12 protein-coding genes are annotated in these 15,977 nt (G+C 65.9%); 3 read left to right on the forward strand and 9 right to left on the reverse strand.

The genetic code is table 11. The features are described from left to right. Nucleotides 1–66 precede the first annotated feature (66 nt). A complete protein-coding gene (purM, locus tag Q8M13_RS13200; protein WP_305300423.1) occupies nt 67–1,095 on the reverse strand; it encodes a phosphoribosylformylglycinamidine cyclo-ligase in 1,029 nt (342 codons plus the stop codon). Nucleotides 1,096–1,188: 93 nt separating this feature from the next. Here purM and rnd point away from each other — a divergent pair, with 93 nt between their 5' ends. After that, a complete protein-coding gene (rnd, locus tag Q8M13_RS13205) occupies nt 1,189–2,370 on the forward strand; it encodes a ribonuclease D (protein WP_305300424.1) in 1,182 nt (393 codons plus the stop codon). Between the two features lie 79 nt (nt 2,371–2,449). Here rnd and Q8M13_RS13210 read toward each other — a convergent pair whose 3' ends face one another. Further along, nucleotides 2,450–3,613: an MFS transporter gene (locus Q8M13_RS13210; RefSeq protein WP_305300425.1), complete on the reverse strand. Its 1,164-nt coding sequence runs from the start codon at nt 3,611–3,613 to the stop codon at nt 2,450–2,452. 102 nt (nt 3,614–3,715) lie between these two features. On the opposite strand from Q8M13_RS13210, the gene Q8M13_RS13215 reads away from it, so the two are divergent. After that, complete coding sequence (locus tag Q8M13_RS13215) at nt 3,716–4,642, forward strand: LysR family transcriptional regulator (protein ID WP_305300426.1); 927 nt, start codon at nt 3,716–3,718, stop codon at nt 4,640–4,642. Nucleotides 4,643–5,038: 396 nt separating this feature from the next. Here Q8M13_RS13215 and Q8M13_RS13220 read toward each other — a convergent pair whose 3' ends face one another. After that, nucleotides 5,039–6,292: a serine hydrolase gene (locus Q8M13_RS13220; protein ID WP_305300427.1), complete on the reverse strand. Its 1,254-nt coding sequence runs from the start codon at nt 6,290–6,292 to the stop codon at nt 5,039–5,041. Between the two features lie 63 nt (nt 6,293–6,355). Continuing rightward, nucleotides 6,356–7,756, reverse strand: a complete 1,401-nt coding sequence (locus Q8M13_RS13225) for an alkaline phosphatase (RefSeq protein ID WP_305300428.1) — start codon at nt 7,754–7,756, stop codon at nt 6,356–6,358. 192 nt (nt 7,757–7,948) lie between these two features. On the opposite strand from Q8M13_RS13225, the gene Q8M13_RS13230 reads away from it, so the two are divergent. Next, the gene (locus tag Q8M13_RS13230) at nt 7,949–9,757 is read left to right on the forward strand and encodes an acyclic terpene utilization AtuA family protein (RefSeq protein ID WP_305300429.1); all 1,809 of its coding nucleotides are present in this window, start codon (nt 7,949–7,951) and stop codon (nt 9,755–9,757) included. Here the strand turns inward: Q8M13_RS13230 and Q8M13_RS13235 are convergent. From Q8M13_RS13235 to Q8M13_RS13255, 5 genes are all read right to left on the reverse strand, one after another. Beyond that, complete coding sequence (locus tag Q8M13_RS13235) at nt 9,754–10,008, reverse strand: helix-hairpin-helix domain-containing protein (protein WP_305300430.1); 255 nt, start codon at nt 10,006–10,008, stop codon at nt 9,754–9,756. The genes Q8M13_RS13230 and Q8M13_RS13235 overlap by 4 nt on opposite strands. Before the next feature lie 6 nt (nt 10,009–10,014). Then, nucleotides 10,015–11,550: a Ppx/GppA phosphatase family protein gene (locus Q8M13_RS13240; protein WP_305300431.1), complete on the reverse strand. Its 1,536-nt coding sequence runs from the start codon at nt 11,548–11,550 to the stop codon at nt 10,015–10,017. Continuing rightward, the gene (locus tag Q8M13_RS13245; RefSeq protein ID WP_305300432.1) at nt 11,531–13,729 is read right to left on the reverse strand and encodes an RNA degradosome polyphosphate kinase; all 2,199 of its coding nucleotides are present in this window, start codon (nt 13,727–13,729) and stop codon (nt 11,531–11,533) included. The genes Q8M13_RS13240 and Q8M13_RS13245 overlap by 20 nt, the downstream gene beginning before the upstream one ends. Nucleotides 13,730–13,786: 57 nt before the next feature. Further along, the gene (locus Q8M13_RS13250; protein WP_305300433.1) at nt 13,787–14,461 is read right to left on the reverse strand and encodes a DnaA ATPase domain-containing protein; all 675 of its coding nucleotides are present in this window, start codon (nt 14,459–14,461) and stop codon (nt 13,787–13,789) included. A 316-nt stretch (nt 14,462–14,777) separates the two neighbouring features. Then, nucleotides 14,778–15,968 (reverse strand): acyl-CoA dehydrogenase family protein, encoded by a 1,191-nt coding sequence (locus Q8M13_RS13255; RefSeq protein WP_305300434.1) that lies wholly within the window; start codon nt 15,966–15,968, stop codon nt 14,778–14,780. Between the last annotated feature and the right edge of the window lie 9 nt (nt 15,969–15,977).

Raw genomic sequence — 15,977 nt, forward strand, 5'->3', positions numbered from 1 at the left:
TGGCCCCAGTCCCCCTCAGTCAGCTTTGCTGACAGCTCCCCCAAAGGAGGAGCATCTGCATCGGCTTTAAGACGCCGCGACCAGCTCGCCGCAGACGAACGCGTCTTCGCCAGCGTGGAGTAGGCCGTCGAGGACGTCCGGCAGGTTCTCAGGGCTGACGATGAGCATCATGCCGACGCCGCAGTTGAAGGTGCGGCGCAGTTCGTGCTCGGAGATCCCGCCAACCTCGGCCAGCCATTGGAACACCGGGGGCAGGGCCCAAGCGTCCCAATCGAACTTGGCTTCCAGGCCTTCGGCGATCGCACGGGGCGGGTTCTCGTTCATGCCGCCGCCGGTGATGTGAGCTGCGCCCTTGATGCGGCCGGCCTTGATCTGGGGCAGCACGCTTTTGATGTAGATCCGGGTCGGGGCCATCAGGGCCTGGGCCAGGGTCTTGCCTTCAGCGAAGGGGGCCGGGGCGTCCCAGGCTAGGCCCGAGCGTTCGACCACGCGGCGAACCAGCGAATAGCCGTTCGAGTGCGGGCCCGAGGAGCCGAGCCCGATCAGCAGGTCGCCGGGCTTTTGGGTGTCGAGGGTCGGCAGCACAGCGCCGCGTTCAACCGCGCCGACCGAGAAACCGGCCAGGTCATAGTCGCCTTCGGAATACATGCCCGGCATCTCGGCGGTCTCGCCGCCGACCAGGGCCGCGCCAGCCTGCTTGCAGCCCTCGGCGATGCCGGCGACCACGCGGGTGGCCTCCTCGACGTTCAGCTTGCCGGTGGCGAAGTAGTCGAGGAACAGCAGCGGCTCAGCGCCCTGGGCCAGCAGGTCGTTGACGCACATGGCCACCAGGTCGATGCCGACCGTGTCGTGCTGGTCGGTGTCGATGGCGATCTTGAGCTTGGTGCCGACGCCGTCGGTCGTCGTAACCAGCAGCGGATCGGCGTAGCCGGCCGCTTTCAGGTCGAACAAGGCGCCGAAGCCGCCCAGGGCGGCATCCGCTCCAGGACGGCGAGTCGCCTTGGCCAGAGGCTTGATACGCTCGATCAGGTCGTTCCCGGCGTCGATGTCGACGCCCGCCTGGGCGTAGGTGAGGCCATTGGGCCGATCGGTCATGTGACGCCTTTTGGGCTCAGGGGAGGCAGAAATTAACGCCTGCGCGCATCCGGCGCTTGCAGACTCGGGGCTGCGCGAGCGTATAGCTACTTGATGACGCCGATTACAACCACCGCCGAACTCCAGGCGTTCTGCGACAAGATCAAAGGCCAAGCCTTCGTCGCCGTAGACACCGAGTTCATGCGCGAGACCACCTACTGGCCCAAGCTCTGCCTGATCCAGGCCGCAGCCCCCAACGCCGAGGCGGTCATCGACCCTCTCGCCGACGGGCTGGACCTTGAGCCATTCCTTGAAATCCTGCGCGATCCGAGCATCGAAAAGGTGTTCCACGCCGCCCGCCAGGACGTCGAAATCTTCAATAATCTGAAGGCGATGCCGGTTCCGCTGTTCGACACCCAAGTGGCGGGCATGGCGGCCGGATTCGGTGAACAGATCGCCTATGACGCGCTGGTGCGCCAGATGCTGAAGATCGAGATCGACAAGTCCTCGCGCTTCACCGACTGGGCCAGGCGACCGCTGACCGATGCTCAGCTCGTCTACGCCCTGGGCGATGTGACGCACCTGGCCAAGCTCTATCCGATGCTGCGCTCGCGGCTGGAAAAGGAAGGGCGGCTGGCCTGGGTCGTCGATGAGATGCGCAGCCTGGCTGATCCGGCGCTCTACGACGTGACGCCGGAGAACGCGTGGAAGCGGCTCAAGCCGCGCCGCCACACGGCCAAGTATCTGGCGGTCTTCAAGGCTGTCGCCGCTTGGCGCGAGCAGACCGCCCAGATCCGCGATCAGCCGCGCGGCCGCATCCTGAAGGACGACGCGATCGACGAGGTCGCCACCCAGGCGCCGACCGACGCCGAGGCCCTGGATCGCCTGCGCTCGGTGCCCAAGGGCTTCTCGGGGTCGCGGTTTGGACCCGACCTGCTGGCAGCCGTGCGCGAGGCGCTCAAGGATCCGGAGGCCTACGCCCCGGTGATCGAACGCGCCAAGCATCAGCCGTCACCGGCGGCGGGCGCTGTCGTGGAATTGCTTAAGGTGCTGCTGAAGGCGCGCTCGGAAGACGCCGGTGTGGCGTCCAAGCTGATCGCGACGATGTCTGACCTTGAGCAGATCGCCAATGACGACAACGCCAAGAGCCAGGCGCTCACCGGCTGGCGTCGCGAGGCGTTCGGCGAGGACGCCCTGCGGCTCAAGCGCGGCGAGCTGGCCCTGGTGCTGGACGGAACCCGTGTGCGTGTCGTGGAAGTCCGCAGGGCGCCCAAGGCGACGGCTGCGGCGGAGTGACGACAGCAAGAGCCTTCCGGCAGGAAGGCTGTGATCGAAGCTGACAACGGCTCCCTCTGATGAGGGAGCCGTTTTCGTATCAGCAGGCCACGGCCGGCCGCGTGGTCAGGCGTTGACTGTAGAGCGCCGCGGCGATCGCGGCGGCGGGCATGAAGGCGCCGATCCAGGTGACGGCGTGCAGGCCAGGCCCGTGGTCGATGACCGTTCCGCCGAGCCATGCGCCCAGCGCGTTGCCGAGGTTGAACGCGGCGATGTTCAGGCTCGACGCTAAGGTCTGGCCCGCGCCGCCCGCCGCCTCCATTACGCGAAGCTGCAAGGGGGCGACTGTGGCGAAGGCCGCCGCGCCGAGCAGGCCGGTGAAGATCACGGCGGCGATCTTGCTTTCCAAGAAGAAGGTCATGGACACCATCACGATGGTCAGGACGGCCAGGGTGCCAAAGAGAGCCGGCGTCAGGGCGCGGTCCGCGAACTTGCCGCCCAGGAAATTGCCGGCGACCAAGCCACCTCCGAACACCAGCAGGATGGGTGAGACGGCCGCCAGCGGGAAGCCGGTGATCTGGGTCAGGATCGGCTGGATGTAAGTGAAGACCGCAAAGACCCCGCCAAACCCCAACACGGTCATCAGCAGGCCGAGCAACACCTGCGGGCGCTTCAGCACCGCCAGTTCTTCGGATAGAGGGCCGACCTCGGGCGCCTGCTTGGCGCGGGGCACGAAGCCGATCAGCACCAGGGCGGCGAAGACGCCGATACCGGTGACGGCCCAGAAGGTCGAGCGCCAGCCGAAGGCCTCGCCCAACCAGGCGCCGAACGGGACGCCGACCAGGGTCGCGGCGGTGAGTCCGGTGAACATCAGCGCGATGGCAGAGGCCCGCCGTTCAGGCGGCACAAGTCCGGCGGCGACCACCGAGCCGACGCCGAAGAACGTGCCGTGGGCCAGAGCGGTGACGACCCGCGCGATCATCAGGGTCTCGTAGGTCGGCGCCAGGGCGCAGGCCAGGTTGCCGAGGGTGAAGATGACCATCAGCCAGACCAGGGTGGTCTTTTGGGGCAGGCGTCGGGTTGCGATCGTCAGCAGCGGCGCCCCGGCGAAAACGCCGAGCGCGTAGCCGGTGATCAGCAGGCCGGCGGCGGAGATCGAGACGCCAAGATCGCCGGAAACCTGCATCAGCAGTCCCATTATGACGAACTCGGTCACCCCGATCCCGAAGGCTCCGGCGGTGAGGGCATAGAGGGCGAGAGGCAAGGGAGGGCTCCGGGGTAGCGGCGTGGTCCCGGCTAGATGGCGCCAATTACATCGATGAATTAGAGTGTCATTTGGAACATCATATGTGAGTTCAAGTCCAATATGGCTCGCTCCGAAGTCAATCGCTCTACCGAGATGGAGGTTTTTGTCCGGGTCGTGGAGACAGGCGGGCTGTCGGCCGCCGCACGCGCTCTGCGGATTACGCCTTCGGCGGTGAGCAAGCTGATCGCGCGGCTGGAGACAAGGTTAGGGGCGCGGCTGCTCAACCGCTCGACCCGCAAGTTGCAACTGACACCCGAAGGGACGGCTTTCTACACACGCTCAGTCCAGGTGCTGGCGGACATCGACGAGGCCGAGCGGGAAGTTACCGCCGGCGCCGCGCCGCGCGGGCGGGTGAGGGTGAACAGCAATGTGGGCCTTGGTCGGCAGTTGCTCTTACCGTTGGTCCCGGATTTCCTGACCAAGCACCCGGAGGTCACCCTGGACATCGTCCTAACCGATCAGGTCGTGGATCTACTGGACGAGCGTGCGGATGTTGCGCTGCGGGTGGGCGACTTGCAGTCCTCTAGTCTGGTGGCGCGGAAGCTCGGCGAGAGCCGCGCGGTCGTGGTGGCTTCGCCGGACTATCTCGCGCGGCGGGGCGTACCCATGAGGCTGCAGGACCTGAACCAGCACGATCAGCTCGACTTCAATTTCACACGCAGCGTTCGCAATTGGCCGTTTCTGGGCCCGGACGGGCAGGTGGCCTATCTGCCCGGCGTTGCGGCCGTGCAGGTCGGGGATGGCGAGAGCCTGAGGGAACTGGCGCTGGCCGGCGCAGGTCTGGCCCGAATGAGCGTCTTCTCAGCGGCGCGAGACATCGCCGCCGGGCGGTTGGTTCCGGTGCTGGAGGCCTTCAACCCCGGTGACGTGCTGGAGGTGCACGTGGTCTTTCTCGGACAGGGCGGCCGACTGCCGGCCCGGGTGCGGGCTTTCATTGACTATCTGGTGGAGAACTTGCGGCTTCCGAGTTGGCGCGCTGAAGCTTAAGTGGACGAAACTGTGGATAACTCTGACGGTTTGGCTGCTTTGGACTATCGGTGTTTTTCCACCGAGTTTCGCACCGCTTGTCCACCGGTTCGCAGCTTGGCGACGCTGAAGCGTGCTTGCCAGTAGAGCTGATCGGCGCGAGCCTTCAATTGTCGAAAGGAACTGCCGCGCAGGAGACCTGGGAGACCAGACCACCCAGCAAGCAGTAGACTCCAAGAGCAAGGCCCCAGGGGCAACCCGGACGCCGAACTTGAAAGGGTCACGACGACGAAAACGGCCAGCCAGGGCGACCTCGCGAATCGAAAACGTCGAAGACCTTGAGGCCCTAGGCTGCAGAGCCTGGATGAGAAGGCGACGCAGCGGGAAACCGCCGCGCCGCCTTCTTGCTATCTGGACCTACTTCTTAGGATCGGTCAGGGCCTTGTAGACCAGCGGATAGGATGTCGAACGGACGTCCGGCGTATCGCGGCCAGGTATCGAGCCGTTGAGGTTCTGGATCATACCGACGAACACCACGTCATTGGTAGGGTCGATCCAGAACCAGGTCCCGAAAGCTCCGCCCCAGTAATAGCTGTCCTTGCCCTGCGGGGTCTTGGCCTTGGCCGGGTCGAGGATCACCGCGAAGTCCATGCCGAACCCGACGCCGTCCATGCTCGGGCCATAGAGATCGACCAGGACACCCTCTTTCAGCACGTTCTGACGCATCAGCTTGACGGTTTCGGGCTTCAGGATGCGCGCGCCGTCCAGTTCGCCGCCGTTCAGCAGCATCTGCGAGAAGCGCCAGTAATCCTGCGTCGTGGAGAGCAGTCCGCCTGATCCGGACAGCAGCACCGGCTTCACCGAGGCGTCGATCGGATTGGGCGGGGCGATCAGCTTCTTCTGCTCGTCGTAGCTATGGATGGCGCTGACGCGCGGCAGTTTGTCGGCCGATACCGCAAAGCCGGTGTCCGGCATCTTCAGCGGATCGAAGATGCGGGTCTGGAAGAACACATCCAGCGGCTGGCCTGACAGCTTCTCGACCAGATAGCCCTGGATGTTGACGCTGGGGCCATAGCGCCAGTCCGTCCCTGGCTGGGTGGCGAGCGGCAGCTTGGCCAACTTGTCGATCATCGCCTGCAGCGGCTGGTTCCGGTCGGTCACTTCGGGCGCATAGCCACTCGAGACATCGAAGCCGGCCGTATGGCTCATCAGCTCGCGCATGGTCATCGGATGGTCTTGGGCGACCAGGGTCCCGTCGGGGCCCTTGACCTTCAGGTCGGCGAACTCGGGGATGAACTTGGCGACCGGGTCGTCCAGCTTCCACTTGCCCTCGTCGAAGAGGATCATCATCGCCACGCCGGTGACCGGCTTGGTCATCGAGGCGATGCGGAAGATGGTCTCGCGCTGCATCGGCGCCTTGGAGTTCACGTCCTGCACGCCATAGGCGTCGAAGTGGACGACCTTGCCGTGGCGAGCGACCAGGGTGGTGACGCCTGCGAGGCGGCCTTGGTCCACGAGGCCGTGCATGGCCTGGTCGATACCCTTCAGGCCTTCAGCCGACATGCCGACCGATGCAGGGGCGGCGAGTTTCACCTCCGCCTGCACCGGGAGCGCAATCAGCGCACCGGTCGCGAAAAGGCCGGCCAGCAGGCCTTGGCGTGTCAGCATCATGGATATCCCCCGAAATGGATTCGTTCTTGTTGAAGCCATTCTAGTCAGGGGTATGTGCGGCGCCTAGGGCAGGGCCAGGGCCTTGCGCATGACCTCGAAGACCGCCGGATGGTCCATAAGGCCGTGGATGCCTTGTGAGCCCGGGCCGGTGGCGTAGGTAGCGATGTCCTCGCCGGTGTGGGCGGCGCTGTTGAGGGGCGTCGCAGCGAAGCTGCGAAGGTCGGGATCGGCGGTGTCCAGGTCGGCGGGATCAGGACGAAGCTCGCCCACCGGGGGGGCGCCGGGGCCGCTCGCATACATCAGGATCGGAATGGCCTTGCCGTCGAGCGCCCTGGCCGGATCGTCTTCGTTCCCTGGCAGCAGACCCAGGATCGAGGTGTCTCTGGCTCCTCCGTTGATCGTCAGGCCATGACTATGATCGGCGGTGACGATGATCAGCGTGTCCTTGGGGTCGGTCATCGCCTGGGCCGCCGCCACCGCCTTGGCGAGCTCCACGGTCTCATTCAGGGCTTCCTGAGCCAGGCTCATATGATGGGCCTTGTCGATTAGAGCGCCCTCGACCATCAGGAAATAGCCCTGCTTGCTCTGTGACAGGACTTCGATCGCCTTGACGGTCATCTCCGTCAGGCGCGGGGCGTCGGTCTGGGTCACGGCGCGGGGGTTCTCGCGCATCATGTTCCCCGGGGCGAACAGGCCGAGCAGGCGCTTGGTGTCTTTCCGAACCGAGGCGAGTTCCGATCCGGTCTTTACGAAGGCGCCGCCGCCGGCGCGCCATTCGGCGGTCAGGTCCCGGCCATCTAGTCGCTTACCGTCGCGTTCGGTGGGGGTGAAGGCCGCCTCGCCGCCGCCCAGCATCACGTCGAGCTGCAGGGCCTTGGGGCCGTCCAGCATCTGCCGAGCGATGTCCTTGCAGCCGGCCGCGACGGCTTCGGGCGGCAGGTCAGCGTCCGATTGCCATTGGCGCGACGGCGTGTGGGCGTAGAGCGAAGCCGGCGTCGCGTCTGTGATCGCCGCGGTCGAGACGACACCGGTCGCCAGACCCTTCTTTCGCGCCAACTCGGCCAGGGTGGGCACCGTGGAGGGGGCCACCGAGGCGCAATCCCCGCGGCGAACCTTGTCATCGACGCCGAGCGCGCCGTTCAAAGTCCGGTGGCCGGTGAGGATCGCCGAGGCGCCGGCGGCCGAGTCGGTCACCAAACTGTCGGCGGAATAGGTCCGCACCAGACCCAGTTGCGGGAAGGCCTCAAACGAAAGACGGTTGGAGGCGCCGTCCGCGCCACGTTGCTGGGCCTCATAGATCCGGGCGGCGGTCAGGGTTGCTACGCCCATGCCGTCGCCGATGAACAGGATCACGTTCTTGGCGCGCTCGGCGGCGCCGGCCGGGCCAGCCAGGGCCGAGACCGCAGCGGTAAGCATCAGGGCGTTGGCGGCCCTTCGGGCCCGCGTCCAGGAAATCTCGCCCATAACCAAAAGCTCCACTGCCCTACTGTTGGTGGCCGCTGGGGGCGGCCCGCTCGGGCGCGTTCATCGACGGCGTTCATCACGCGCGCATGAAGGCTGGATGTCGGTTTCGTGGCAGTGGCGCGGCGCGCGACGGGGCTAGGCGGCCGCTACGGCAGGCGCGTTAGTTTCTTGGGCGAGTTCAGTGAGGTGATCATGGTCAAGATTGTCAGGATTGGCGGAGCCGGCGGTTTCCTCGGCGACTCCTCGGTGGCGGCGCCGCAACTGCTGAAGGGCGGACGTCTCGACTACATGATCCTCGACTATCTGGCTGAAGCGACGATGTCGTCCCTGGGCCAATTGAAGGCCGCGCGGCCTGACCAGGGCTATGCTCGCGACTTCACTGAATGGGTCTGGAAGGACAACCTCCAGGAGCTGAAGGCCCAGGGCGTCAAGATCGTCACCAACGCCGGCGGCCTCAACCCGCGGGCCTGCCGAGCACGGATGGAGGAATTGGCGGCCGCCGCTGGCCTCAGCTTCAAGATCGCCGTGGTCGAAGGCGACGATCTGATGGGCCGCCTGGATGATTTGGCCGGGCGTGGATTGACCGAGATGTTCACTGACGCCGAGTTCCCCGATCCAAAGCGCGTCTTCACCGCCAACGCCTATTTCGGCGGTCGGCCGATCGCCGAGGCGCTTGCAGCCGGCGCGGACATGGTGATCACTGGCCGTGTGGTCGACAGCGCCCTGGCGTTGGGACCGCTGATGCATGAGTTCGGCTGGACTGAGGCCGACCATGATCTGTTGTCGGCCGGTTCGTTGGCGGGCCACGTCATCGAATGCGGCGCCCAGGCGACGGGTGGCCTTTTCACCGATTGGGAGGACGTGCCGGACTGGGCGCACATCGGCTATCCGGTGATCGAATGCCACGCCGACGGCAGCTTCGTGGTCTGCAAGCCGCCGGGGACGGGTGGGCTGGTGTCGCCGGCTGCTGTGGCGGAGCAGATCCTCTATGAGGTCGGCGATCCCCAAGGCTACGCCTTGCCCGACGTCGTGTGTGATTTCACCGAGGTGAAGGTCGAGGCGGCCGGCGAGAACCGGGTGCGGGTCACGGGCGCGAAGGGCTATCCGCCCACTGGGGCGTACAAGGTCTGCATCACCTTCGAGGATGGCTATCGGTTTATCGGGGCGATGCCGGTCGTCGGTCGCGACGCGGCCCGAAAGGCCGAGCGGCAAGCTGAGGCGCTCTTGGAACGGCTGTCCGAAATGCTGCGAGGGCGCAACCTGCCGCCTCTTCGCGACAGCCGGATCGAGCTGCTCGGGGCCGAGGCGTCCTACGGAGCCCAGGCCCGGCCCGAAGCCAGAGCCGTGCGTGAAGTGGTCGCCAGGGTCGGCGCCGAGCACGAGAGCGCCGAGGCTCTAGGGTTGTTGGCGCGGGAGTTCGCCTCGCCGACGACCTCCATGAGCGTCGGCTCGACGGGCTGGTTCGGCGGCGCGCCCACCATCACACCCGTCGCGCGCGTCTATTCGGTGCTGCTGCCGCGCGGCGAGGTTCCAGCCTTGGTGAGCCTGGGCGATGAGACGCGTGAGATCGAGATCGCGCCGCCGCTGAAGGCCTTCGATCCGGCTCAGGTCGTGCGTCCGAACGTGCCCGAGCCGCCTACGACCGCCGGCGAACTGGTGCGCCGGCCGTTGATCGACCTGGCTTGGGCCCGCTCAGGCGACAAGGGGGACGCGTTCAACATCGGGGTGATTGCGCGCAAGCCCGAATACCTGCCCTGGATCCGGCGCGGCCTGGGATCGCAGGCGGTGCAGGCCTTCTTCGCGCACGAGTTCGAGGGCGCGAAGGCGCCCAAGGTGCTCAGCTATGAGCTGCCGGGCCTGGGGGCGATCAATCTTCACTGCATCCAGGCATTGGGCGGCGGGCAGTTCTCGAGCCTGCGGCTGGATCCGTTGGCGAAGGGGAAGGCGCAGCAACTGCTGGATATGGAGATCGAGGTTCCGGCGGACCTGGTGGTCACCTAGGTCGCGGCGGGCGCATCCTGGGCGCGCTGGGCGGCTTCGATCGCCCCTGCGATCGCGGCGCGGGCTTGCGGGCTGTTGCGCCAGCAGGTCGAACCCAGCTGGGCTGAGGCCGCGACGCACAGCGCGGCGGCGTCCTGCTGAGCCAACGAGGCTAGGTCCTCGATGCCCAGTTCCTCCAGGCGCCGTACGACCGTGGGGCCGACGCCCTTCACGGCGAGCAGGATGGTCCGTTCGTGTGCTGAAAAGGCCATGCCGGCTTAGCCTAACTGTAGCTTGAGCTTCAGCGCCTGGGCGAGGGTCTGGGCGCGTTTGGCGGTTTGTTCGCCCAGCAGCATGTCAGACCAACCCTCCTGGGCGCGCAGTATCAGCCGGTCGCCTTCGATCGATAGCGTCGAGTGACCGAGCAGGCTGGCGTTGCGGCCCGAAAGGTCGCAGCCGAGCCGGATCGCCGAGCCAAGCGCGCGGGCGCGTTGGCGACGTTCGACGGACAGAACCTTGGAGACCGTGCCCGGCTCGGGCGTCGCCGGGGCCGACGAGTGTCGGGCGAAGGCGGCGCAGGCCAGGAAGGCGCGCTCAGGGTGGTTCATGCCGGCGATCGGCGCGCGCAGGACCTGCTCGAAGGCAAGCTCGCCGCGATGATCGGGATGAAGACGCGCGCCGAGATCGGCCAGACGGCAGGCTGCGGCCGTCAGGGTGGGTTCGCGAGCGCCAAAGACAGGCGGCAGTCGACTGAAGGCCGGGTCCAGCCAGTCGTGGAGCGCCATGCCGAGATCGCAGGACAGCCCGCGAACCGTGGTCAGGGCCTCGCAACCTTCGATCAGCGGGTCCTGGGCGGCTTCCTCGGGGGGCATAGCCTCAAGCAGCAGCCCTTCGCGCAGCCCATAGGCCGAGATCACGATGCGCTCGATGCCGAGGCGTTCGATCAGGGCGTCCAGCACCAGGGCGGAATAGGGCAGGGTGTCAAAGCGCTTCTTCGACAGGCCTTGCATACGTTCCAGCGAGGCCTTGGACTGCCGGGCGACAAAACGCGCGACATCAACGGCGTCGGAGCGGCTCATCTCGTACTGGTGGGCGACGCGCAGCGGATAGTCAGCCATCTCCATATGCAGGAGCGCCAAGTTGCGCCAGGCTCCGCCGACGGCGTGGAATTCCCGGGTGCGGAACCGGACGCCGGACTTGTCGATGCGCCCGTCGATCACCTTGCGCATCTTGTCCACATCGAGCGGTTTGGGCGCCCCGAGCGCGAAGGGGCCGAGCGGCAGGGTGACGCCGTCGCGCGGCGCGCCACCGTCCAGATGCACAAGTTCTAGACTGGAGCCGCCCATGTCGCCGACCACGCCGGTGGCGTCAGGTTGGCCGGCCAGGACGCCCAGGGCGGCGTAGCGGGCTTCTTCAACGCCTGACAGAACCCGCAGGCGAAGGCCGGTTTCCAGCTCCACGCGGGCGAGGAAGGCCGGGCCGTCGGAGGCTTCGCGCACGGCGGCGGTGGCGACCGCGAAGATGTCGCTGCGGTCCCATCCGCTGAGGGCGGCCCGGAAGCGCCGCAGGGCGAGCAGGGCGGTCTCGATCCCATCGGGCGACAGTCGGCCCGTCGCAGGCAGGTCGCGGCCGAGGCCCGCAAGGGCCTTTTCGTTGAAGACCGTCCAGATGGCGCGGCCTTCCAGCCGGTAGATCACCAGGCGCACGGAATTGGAGCCGACGTCGATGACGGCGGTTTGGCGCGAACCTAGGTCCTTGAAAGTTCCAGGACCGGGATCTGGGGCGAGGGCCCGGCTATCCGCGCGGGGCCACATGATCGATCGCGCGCGGCATGTCCTTCACCTTCTGCCCCCGGCCCGACAGGCTGGGATTGGTCATGAAGTACTCGTGCGCGGAAAAGGCGCCCGGGTGATCCCATGATGGATCGCGGGTATAGCGGCCGTCCGCGTCGAGCGTCCAGCTTTGCGCTTCGTCCTTGAGGTTGGCCACCATGATCTGTTGCAGGACCTGCTGGTGGACAGTGGGGTTCTCGACGGGCGTTAGGCACTCCACGCGACGGTCTAGATTGCGAGGCATCCAGTCTGCCGAGGAGATGAAGACGCGGTTCTCCGCCGATGGCATGGGCGCGCCGTTGCCGAAGGCCACGATGCGCGCGTGTTCCAGGAACCGGCCGACGATCGACTTGACCCGGATATTCTCCGACAGGCCCGGCACGCCGGGACGCAGGCAGCAGATGCCCCGAATGACCAGGTCGATGGAGACCCCGGCCTGACTCGCCTCGTAGAGAGCGTCGATGATGACCGGATCGACCAGCGAGTTCAGCTTGGCCCAGATCGCGGCGGGCTTGCCGTCATGGGCGTTTTTGACCTCGCGCATGATGTAGGTCAGCAGGTCGGCCTTCATCGTCAGCGGCGACGGTGACAGCTTTTCCAGGCCGTCAGGACGCGCATAGCCGGTGATGAAGTTGAACAGGCGCGCGCTGTCGCGGCCCATGGCCGGATCGCAGGTGAACAGCGACAGGTCGGTATAGATCCGCGCGGTGACCGGGTGGTAGTTGCCGGTCCCGAAGTGGCAGTAGGTGCGAAGGGTGTCGCCTTCCTTGCGAACCACCATCGATAGCTTGGCGTGGGTCTTGTATTCGACGAAGCCGAAGACGACGTGGACGCCTGCGCGCTCCAGGTCGCGCGCCCATTTCAGGTTCGCCTCTTCGTCGAAGCGGGCCTTGATCTCGACCAGTGCGGTGACGTTCTTGCCGTTCTCCGCCGCCTCGATCAGGGCCGCGACAATCGGGCTGTCCGACGAGGTCCGGTAGAGAGTTTGCTTGATCGCCAGGACGTTCGGGTCGCGGGCGGCCTGGCGCAGGAACTGGACCACCACGTCGAAGCTCTCGAACGGGTGGTGGACCAGGATATCCTTGTCGCGAATGGCCGCGAAGCAGTCGCCGCCATGATCGCGGATACGCTCGGGGAAGCGGGCTTCGAAAGGCTTGAACTTCAGGTCCGGCCGGTTGGCGGGAATGAGCTGGCTGAGTTCGTCCAGGCCGAGCAGGCCGTCGATGAGGATCAGATCCTCTTCCTTGGCGTGCAGATTTTCGACGATGAAGGTTCGCAGTTCCTCAGGCATGCCAGCCTCGAGTTCGACCCGCACAACCGAGCCGAGGCGTCGTTGCTTCAACCGAACCTCGAACTCGCGAACCAGGTCCTCGGCTTCTTCCTCGATCTCGACGTCGCTATCGCGGATCAGGCGGAAAACGCCGCGCGCCTCGACCTCGCTGTCAGGGAAGAGATGGTCGAGGAAGAGCGCCGTCATGCTCTCAAGGCTGATAAACCGGCGTTCGGGGCGCTTGCGCCGGCTGGGTGCGGCGGGCAGCTCCCAGAAGCGCGCGACTTGCGCTGGGATCGGCACCAGGGCGTACATCAGGCGTCCATCTGAAACCCGCTTCAGCTTCAGCACCAGGCAGAAGGCAAGATTGGGGATGAACGGGAATGGGTGCGCCGGATCGATGGCGAGCGGGGTCAGCACCGGGAAGACTCGAGTGATGTAGGTCGCCTCAAGAGCCTGCTTCTCGGTTGGCGTGACCTGGCCCGAGTTGACGACGGTAAGGCCTTCGCCAGCGAGTTCTTCGCGCAGTCGACGCCACTGTGCCTGCTGGTCGGCCATAAGGTTGGCCGCCTCGGCGTTGACGCGCACGAGTTGCTCGATCGGGGTCAGCCCGTCCTGGGAGACCACCCGAAGGTTCTCGCGCGCCTGGGCCTTCAGGCCGGCTACGCGGACCATGTAGAATTCATCGAGGTTGTTGGCCGAGATCGACAGGAACCGCAGCCGCTCCAACAGCGGGTGGCGCGGGTTCTTGCTCTCGTCCAGCACGCGCTCATTGAAGGCGAGCCAGGAGATTTCCCGGTTGAAGAAGCGCTCGGGCGAGCCGACCAACTCGGAGTCCAGCGCCAGGGGCGCTTCGTCGGCGGGCCGCGGGGCAGGGGCGGCGTAGGTCATGGATTCAGCGTCCGTAGGCATGGGTTGGTTCTGACCCAACCCGAAATGTGCCGCAAGTCATCCATCGAAAAGGTCAAGATTCTCGCTATCATCTTCAAGAATCTGTCGCGCAAGTATGCGCGAAATGGGGCGTTGTTCATCGTCGGCGGCTTCGTCCAGCCGTTTTACGATCTCGCGAGCATAGGGGATCGACCTCTCCATGCGGCGCAACAGGTAGGGATAGACCTCTTTCGGTGCGCGAATGCTCCGCTCGCGGAAGAATTTCTTGAGCACGCCCTCCAGGACTTCGTCGTCCGGTTCCTCGATCTCGGCCACCAGCAGGGCGTTGAGCCGCGAGCGCAGGTCCGGCAATTCGGCGCGCCAGGCGGCCGGCGCCTCACGCGCCGTCAGCAGCAGGCCGCCGCCCTCGCGCGCGGCCATGTTGATCAGGTGAAAGAGGGCTTCGTCATCGACCCCTTGGTCGACGTCTTCCATCAGGACGGGTCGACCCGCCGCTGCGGTGATATCGGGCGAGGTTCGATCAAGGATGATCGCGCCAGAGCGCGCGGCCCACTCGCGCGCCAGATGGGTTTTGCCGCTGCCGATTGGTCCGAACAGCGCCAGAGCGCCGCCGGGCCAGTTCGGCCAAAGATCCAGCGCGGCGATCGCCTGGGCGTTGGACGGGCCCTTGACGAAATCCCGGCGCGCGAAGGAGACAGGACGCCGGAGTTCCAGGCGCAATTGCCTTGTCATGCGTCTGGTCCAACCAACTGAAACACGAGAGCAGTTTACCAAGCCGCCGCCGGCCGGTCGATGTATTGGCGGCCGGGGCTTGGGGATGACTTGCCGAAACCGAGGACAACTTGGCGCTCATCCCCTTTTGGGCGCCACAAGCATCTGGAGGTCCCGCTGCGTCGCTGTTCATCTCACCGCAATATGGCCCGCGCGGTAACGCGACAGGGGAGAGTTAGCCGGGGTGCGAATGGACATCGGTCAAGACGATCATGGCCACCTGAGCACCCCCGAGGATCGGTTGAAACTGTCGATGGCCAAGCAGTAGGGCTGCGCCCTACTTGTTCTGGGTCGTGTCAGGCAATCCAAGTATCCGCTTGGAGATGATGTTGTTCTGAATTTCGGACGAACCGCCGGCGATAGTCGAAGACTTGATCCGCAGATAGGCGCGACCGGCGGCGCGCTCCTGCGGGCTGAACGCCTCGCCCACCCAGCCGAGACCGTTCAAGCCCATGGCCTCGATCGTCATCTCGCAGTGATCGGTGTTGATGCGCGAGTTGGCGTTTTTCATGATCGAGGTCGCGGCGCTCGGACCGTTCTGGTTCCGCGCGTCCTCGGCCACCCGCTGGGTGGTGAGGGCGTAGGCCTTGGCGTCCATCTCCTGCTGGATCAGCCGGGCGCGGAAATCGGGATCGGCGAGTTCACCGTTCTGATTCTGCCCGAAGTAGTCGATCGCCGCTGTGCGCAGCGCTGCCGGATCGGTCCGGCCTGGTCCGCCGGTTCCGCCCGACAGCCCGTTCCGCTCATGCTGCAGCAACCGCTTGCCGACCGTCCATCCGCCGTTCAGCGGCCCGACCAGGTTTTCCTTGGGCACCTGGACATCAGTAAAGAATGTTTCGCAGAAGGGCGAGGAGCCGGAGATCAGCAGGATCGGCCGCGTCTCGACGCCTGGGCTGCGCATGTCGATCAGGAGGAAGCTGATGCCTTCGTGCTTGCGGGTCGGATCGGTGCGGACCAGGCAGAAGCACCAGTCGGCGTACTGGGCGCCGCTTGTCCAGATTTTTGAGCCGCTGACCAGGAAGTGATCGCCCATATCGACCGCCTTCGTTTGCAACGAGGCGAGGTCGGAGCCGGAGCCTGGCTCGGAGTATCCCTGGCACCAACGCAGCTCGCCGCGCGCGATCGGCGGAATGTGGCGCTGTTTCTGCTCCTCGTTCCCATATTCCAGCAGGGTCGGGCCGAACATCATTACGCCCATGCCGCCGATGGGATTCCACGCTCCGAGTCGCCCCATTTCTTCGCGCAGGACGCGGGCCTGGCTTGGGTTCAGACCGCCGCCGCCATAGGCCGCCGGCCAGGTGGGAACGCCCCACCCCTTGGCGCCCATGCGCTGCTTCCAGAGTTTGTAGTCGCCCTCTTCAGGCGTTGGAGCCTCGGCGTTCATCAGGCCGCCCTGGCCGTTCAGCGACGGTGGGAAGTTCGCTTCGAGCCAGGCGCGTGCGTCCTGCCGGAATGCTTCGGCGTCCATGGTGGTCTC

It is taken from the genome of Phenylobacterium sp., from assembly GCF_030681155.1.
Classification (GTDB): Bacteria; Pseudomonadota; Alphaproteobacteria; order Caulobacterales; family Caulobacteraceae; genus Phenylobacterium.

Excerpts from the sequence above, each read along its gene's own strand:
- purM (WP_305300423.1), bottom strand. The coding sequence starts at position 1,095 with ATGACCGATCGGCCCAATGGCCTCACCTACGCCCAGGCGGGCGTCGAC.
- rnd (WP_305300424.1), top strand. The coding sequence starts at position 1,189 with ATGACGCCGATTACAACCACCGCCGAACTCCAGGCGTTCTGCGACAAG.
- Q8M13_RS13215 (WP_305300426.1), top strand. The coding sequence starts at position 3,716 with ATGGCTCGCTCCGAAGTCAATCGCTCTACCGAGATGGAGGTTTTTGTC.
- Q8M13_RS13220 (WP_305300427.1), bottom strand. The coding sequence starts at position 6,292 with ATGATGCTGACACGCCAAGGCCTGCTGGCCGGCCTTTTCGCGACCGGT.
- Q8M13_RS13225 (WP_305300428.1), bottom strand. The coding sequence starts at position 7,756 with ATGGGCGAGATTTCCTGGACGCGGGCCCGAAGGGCCGCCAACGCCCTG.
- Q8M13_RS13230 (WP_305300429.1), top strand. The coding sequence starts at position 7,949 with ATGGTCAAGATTGTCAGGATTGGCGGAGCCGGCGGTTTCCTCGGCGAC.
- Q8M13_RS13235 (WP_305300430.1), bottom strand. The coding sequence starts at position 10,008 with ATGGCCTTTTCAGCACACGAACGGACCATCCTGCTCGCCGTGAAGGGC.
- Q8M13_RS13240 (WP_305300431.1), bottom strand. The coding sequence starts at position 11,550 with ATGTGGCCCCGCGCGGATAGCCGGGCCCTCGCCCCAGATCCCGGTCCT.
- Q8M13_RS13245 (WP_305300432.1), bottom strand. The coding sequence starts at position 13,729 with ATGACCTACGCCGCCCCTGCCCCGCGGCCCGCCGACGAAGCGCCCCTG.
- Q8M13_RS13250 (WP_305300433.1), bottom strand. The coding sequence starts at position 14,461 with ATGACAAGGCAATTGCGCCTGGAACTCCGGCGTCCTGTCTCCTTCGCG.
- Q8M13_RS13255 (WP_305300434.1), bottom strand. The coding sequence starts at position 15,968 with ATGGACGCCGAAGCATTCCGGCAGGACGCACGCGCCTGGCTCGAAGCG.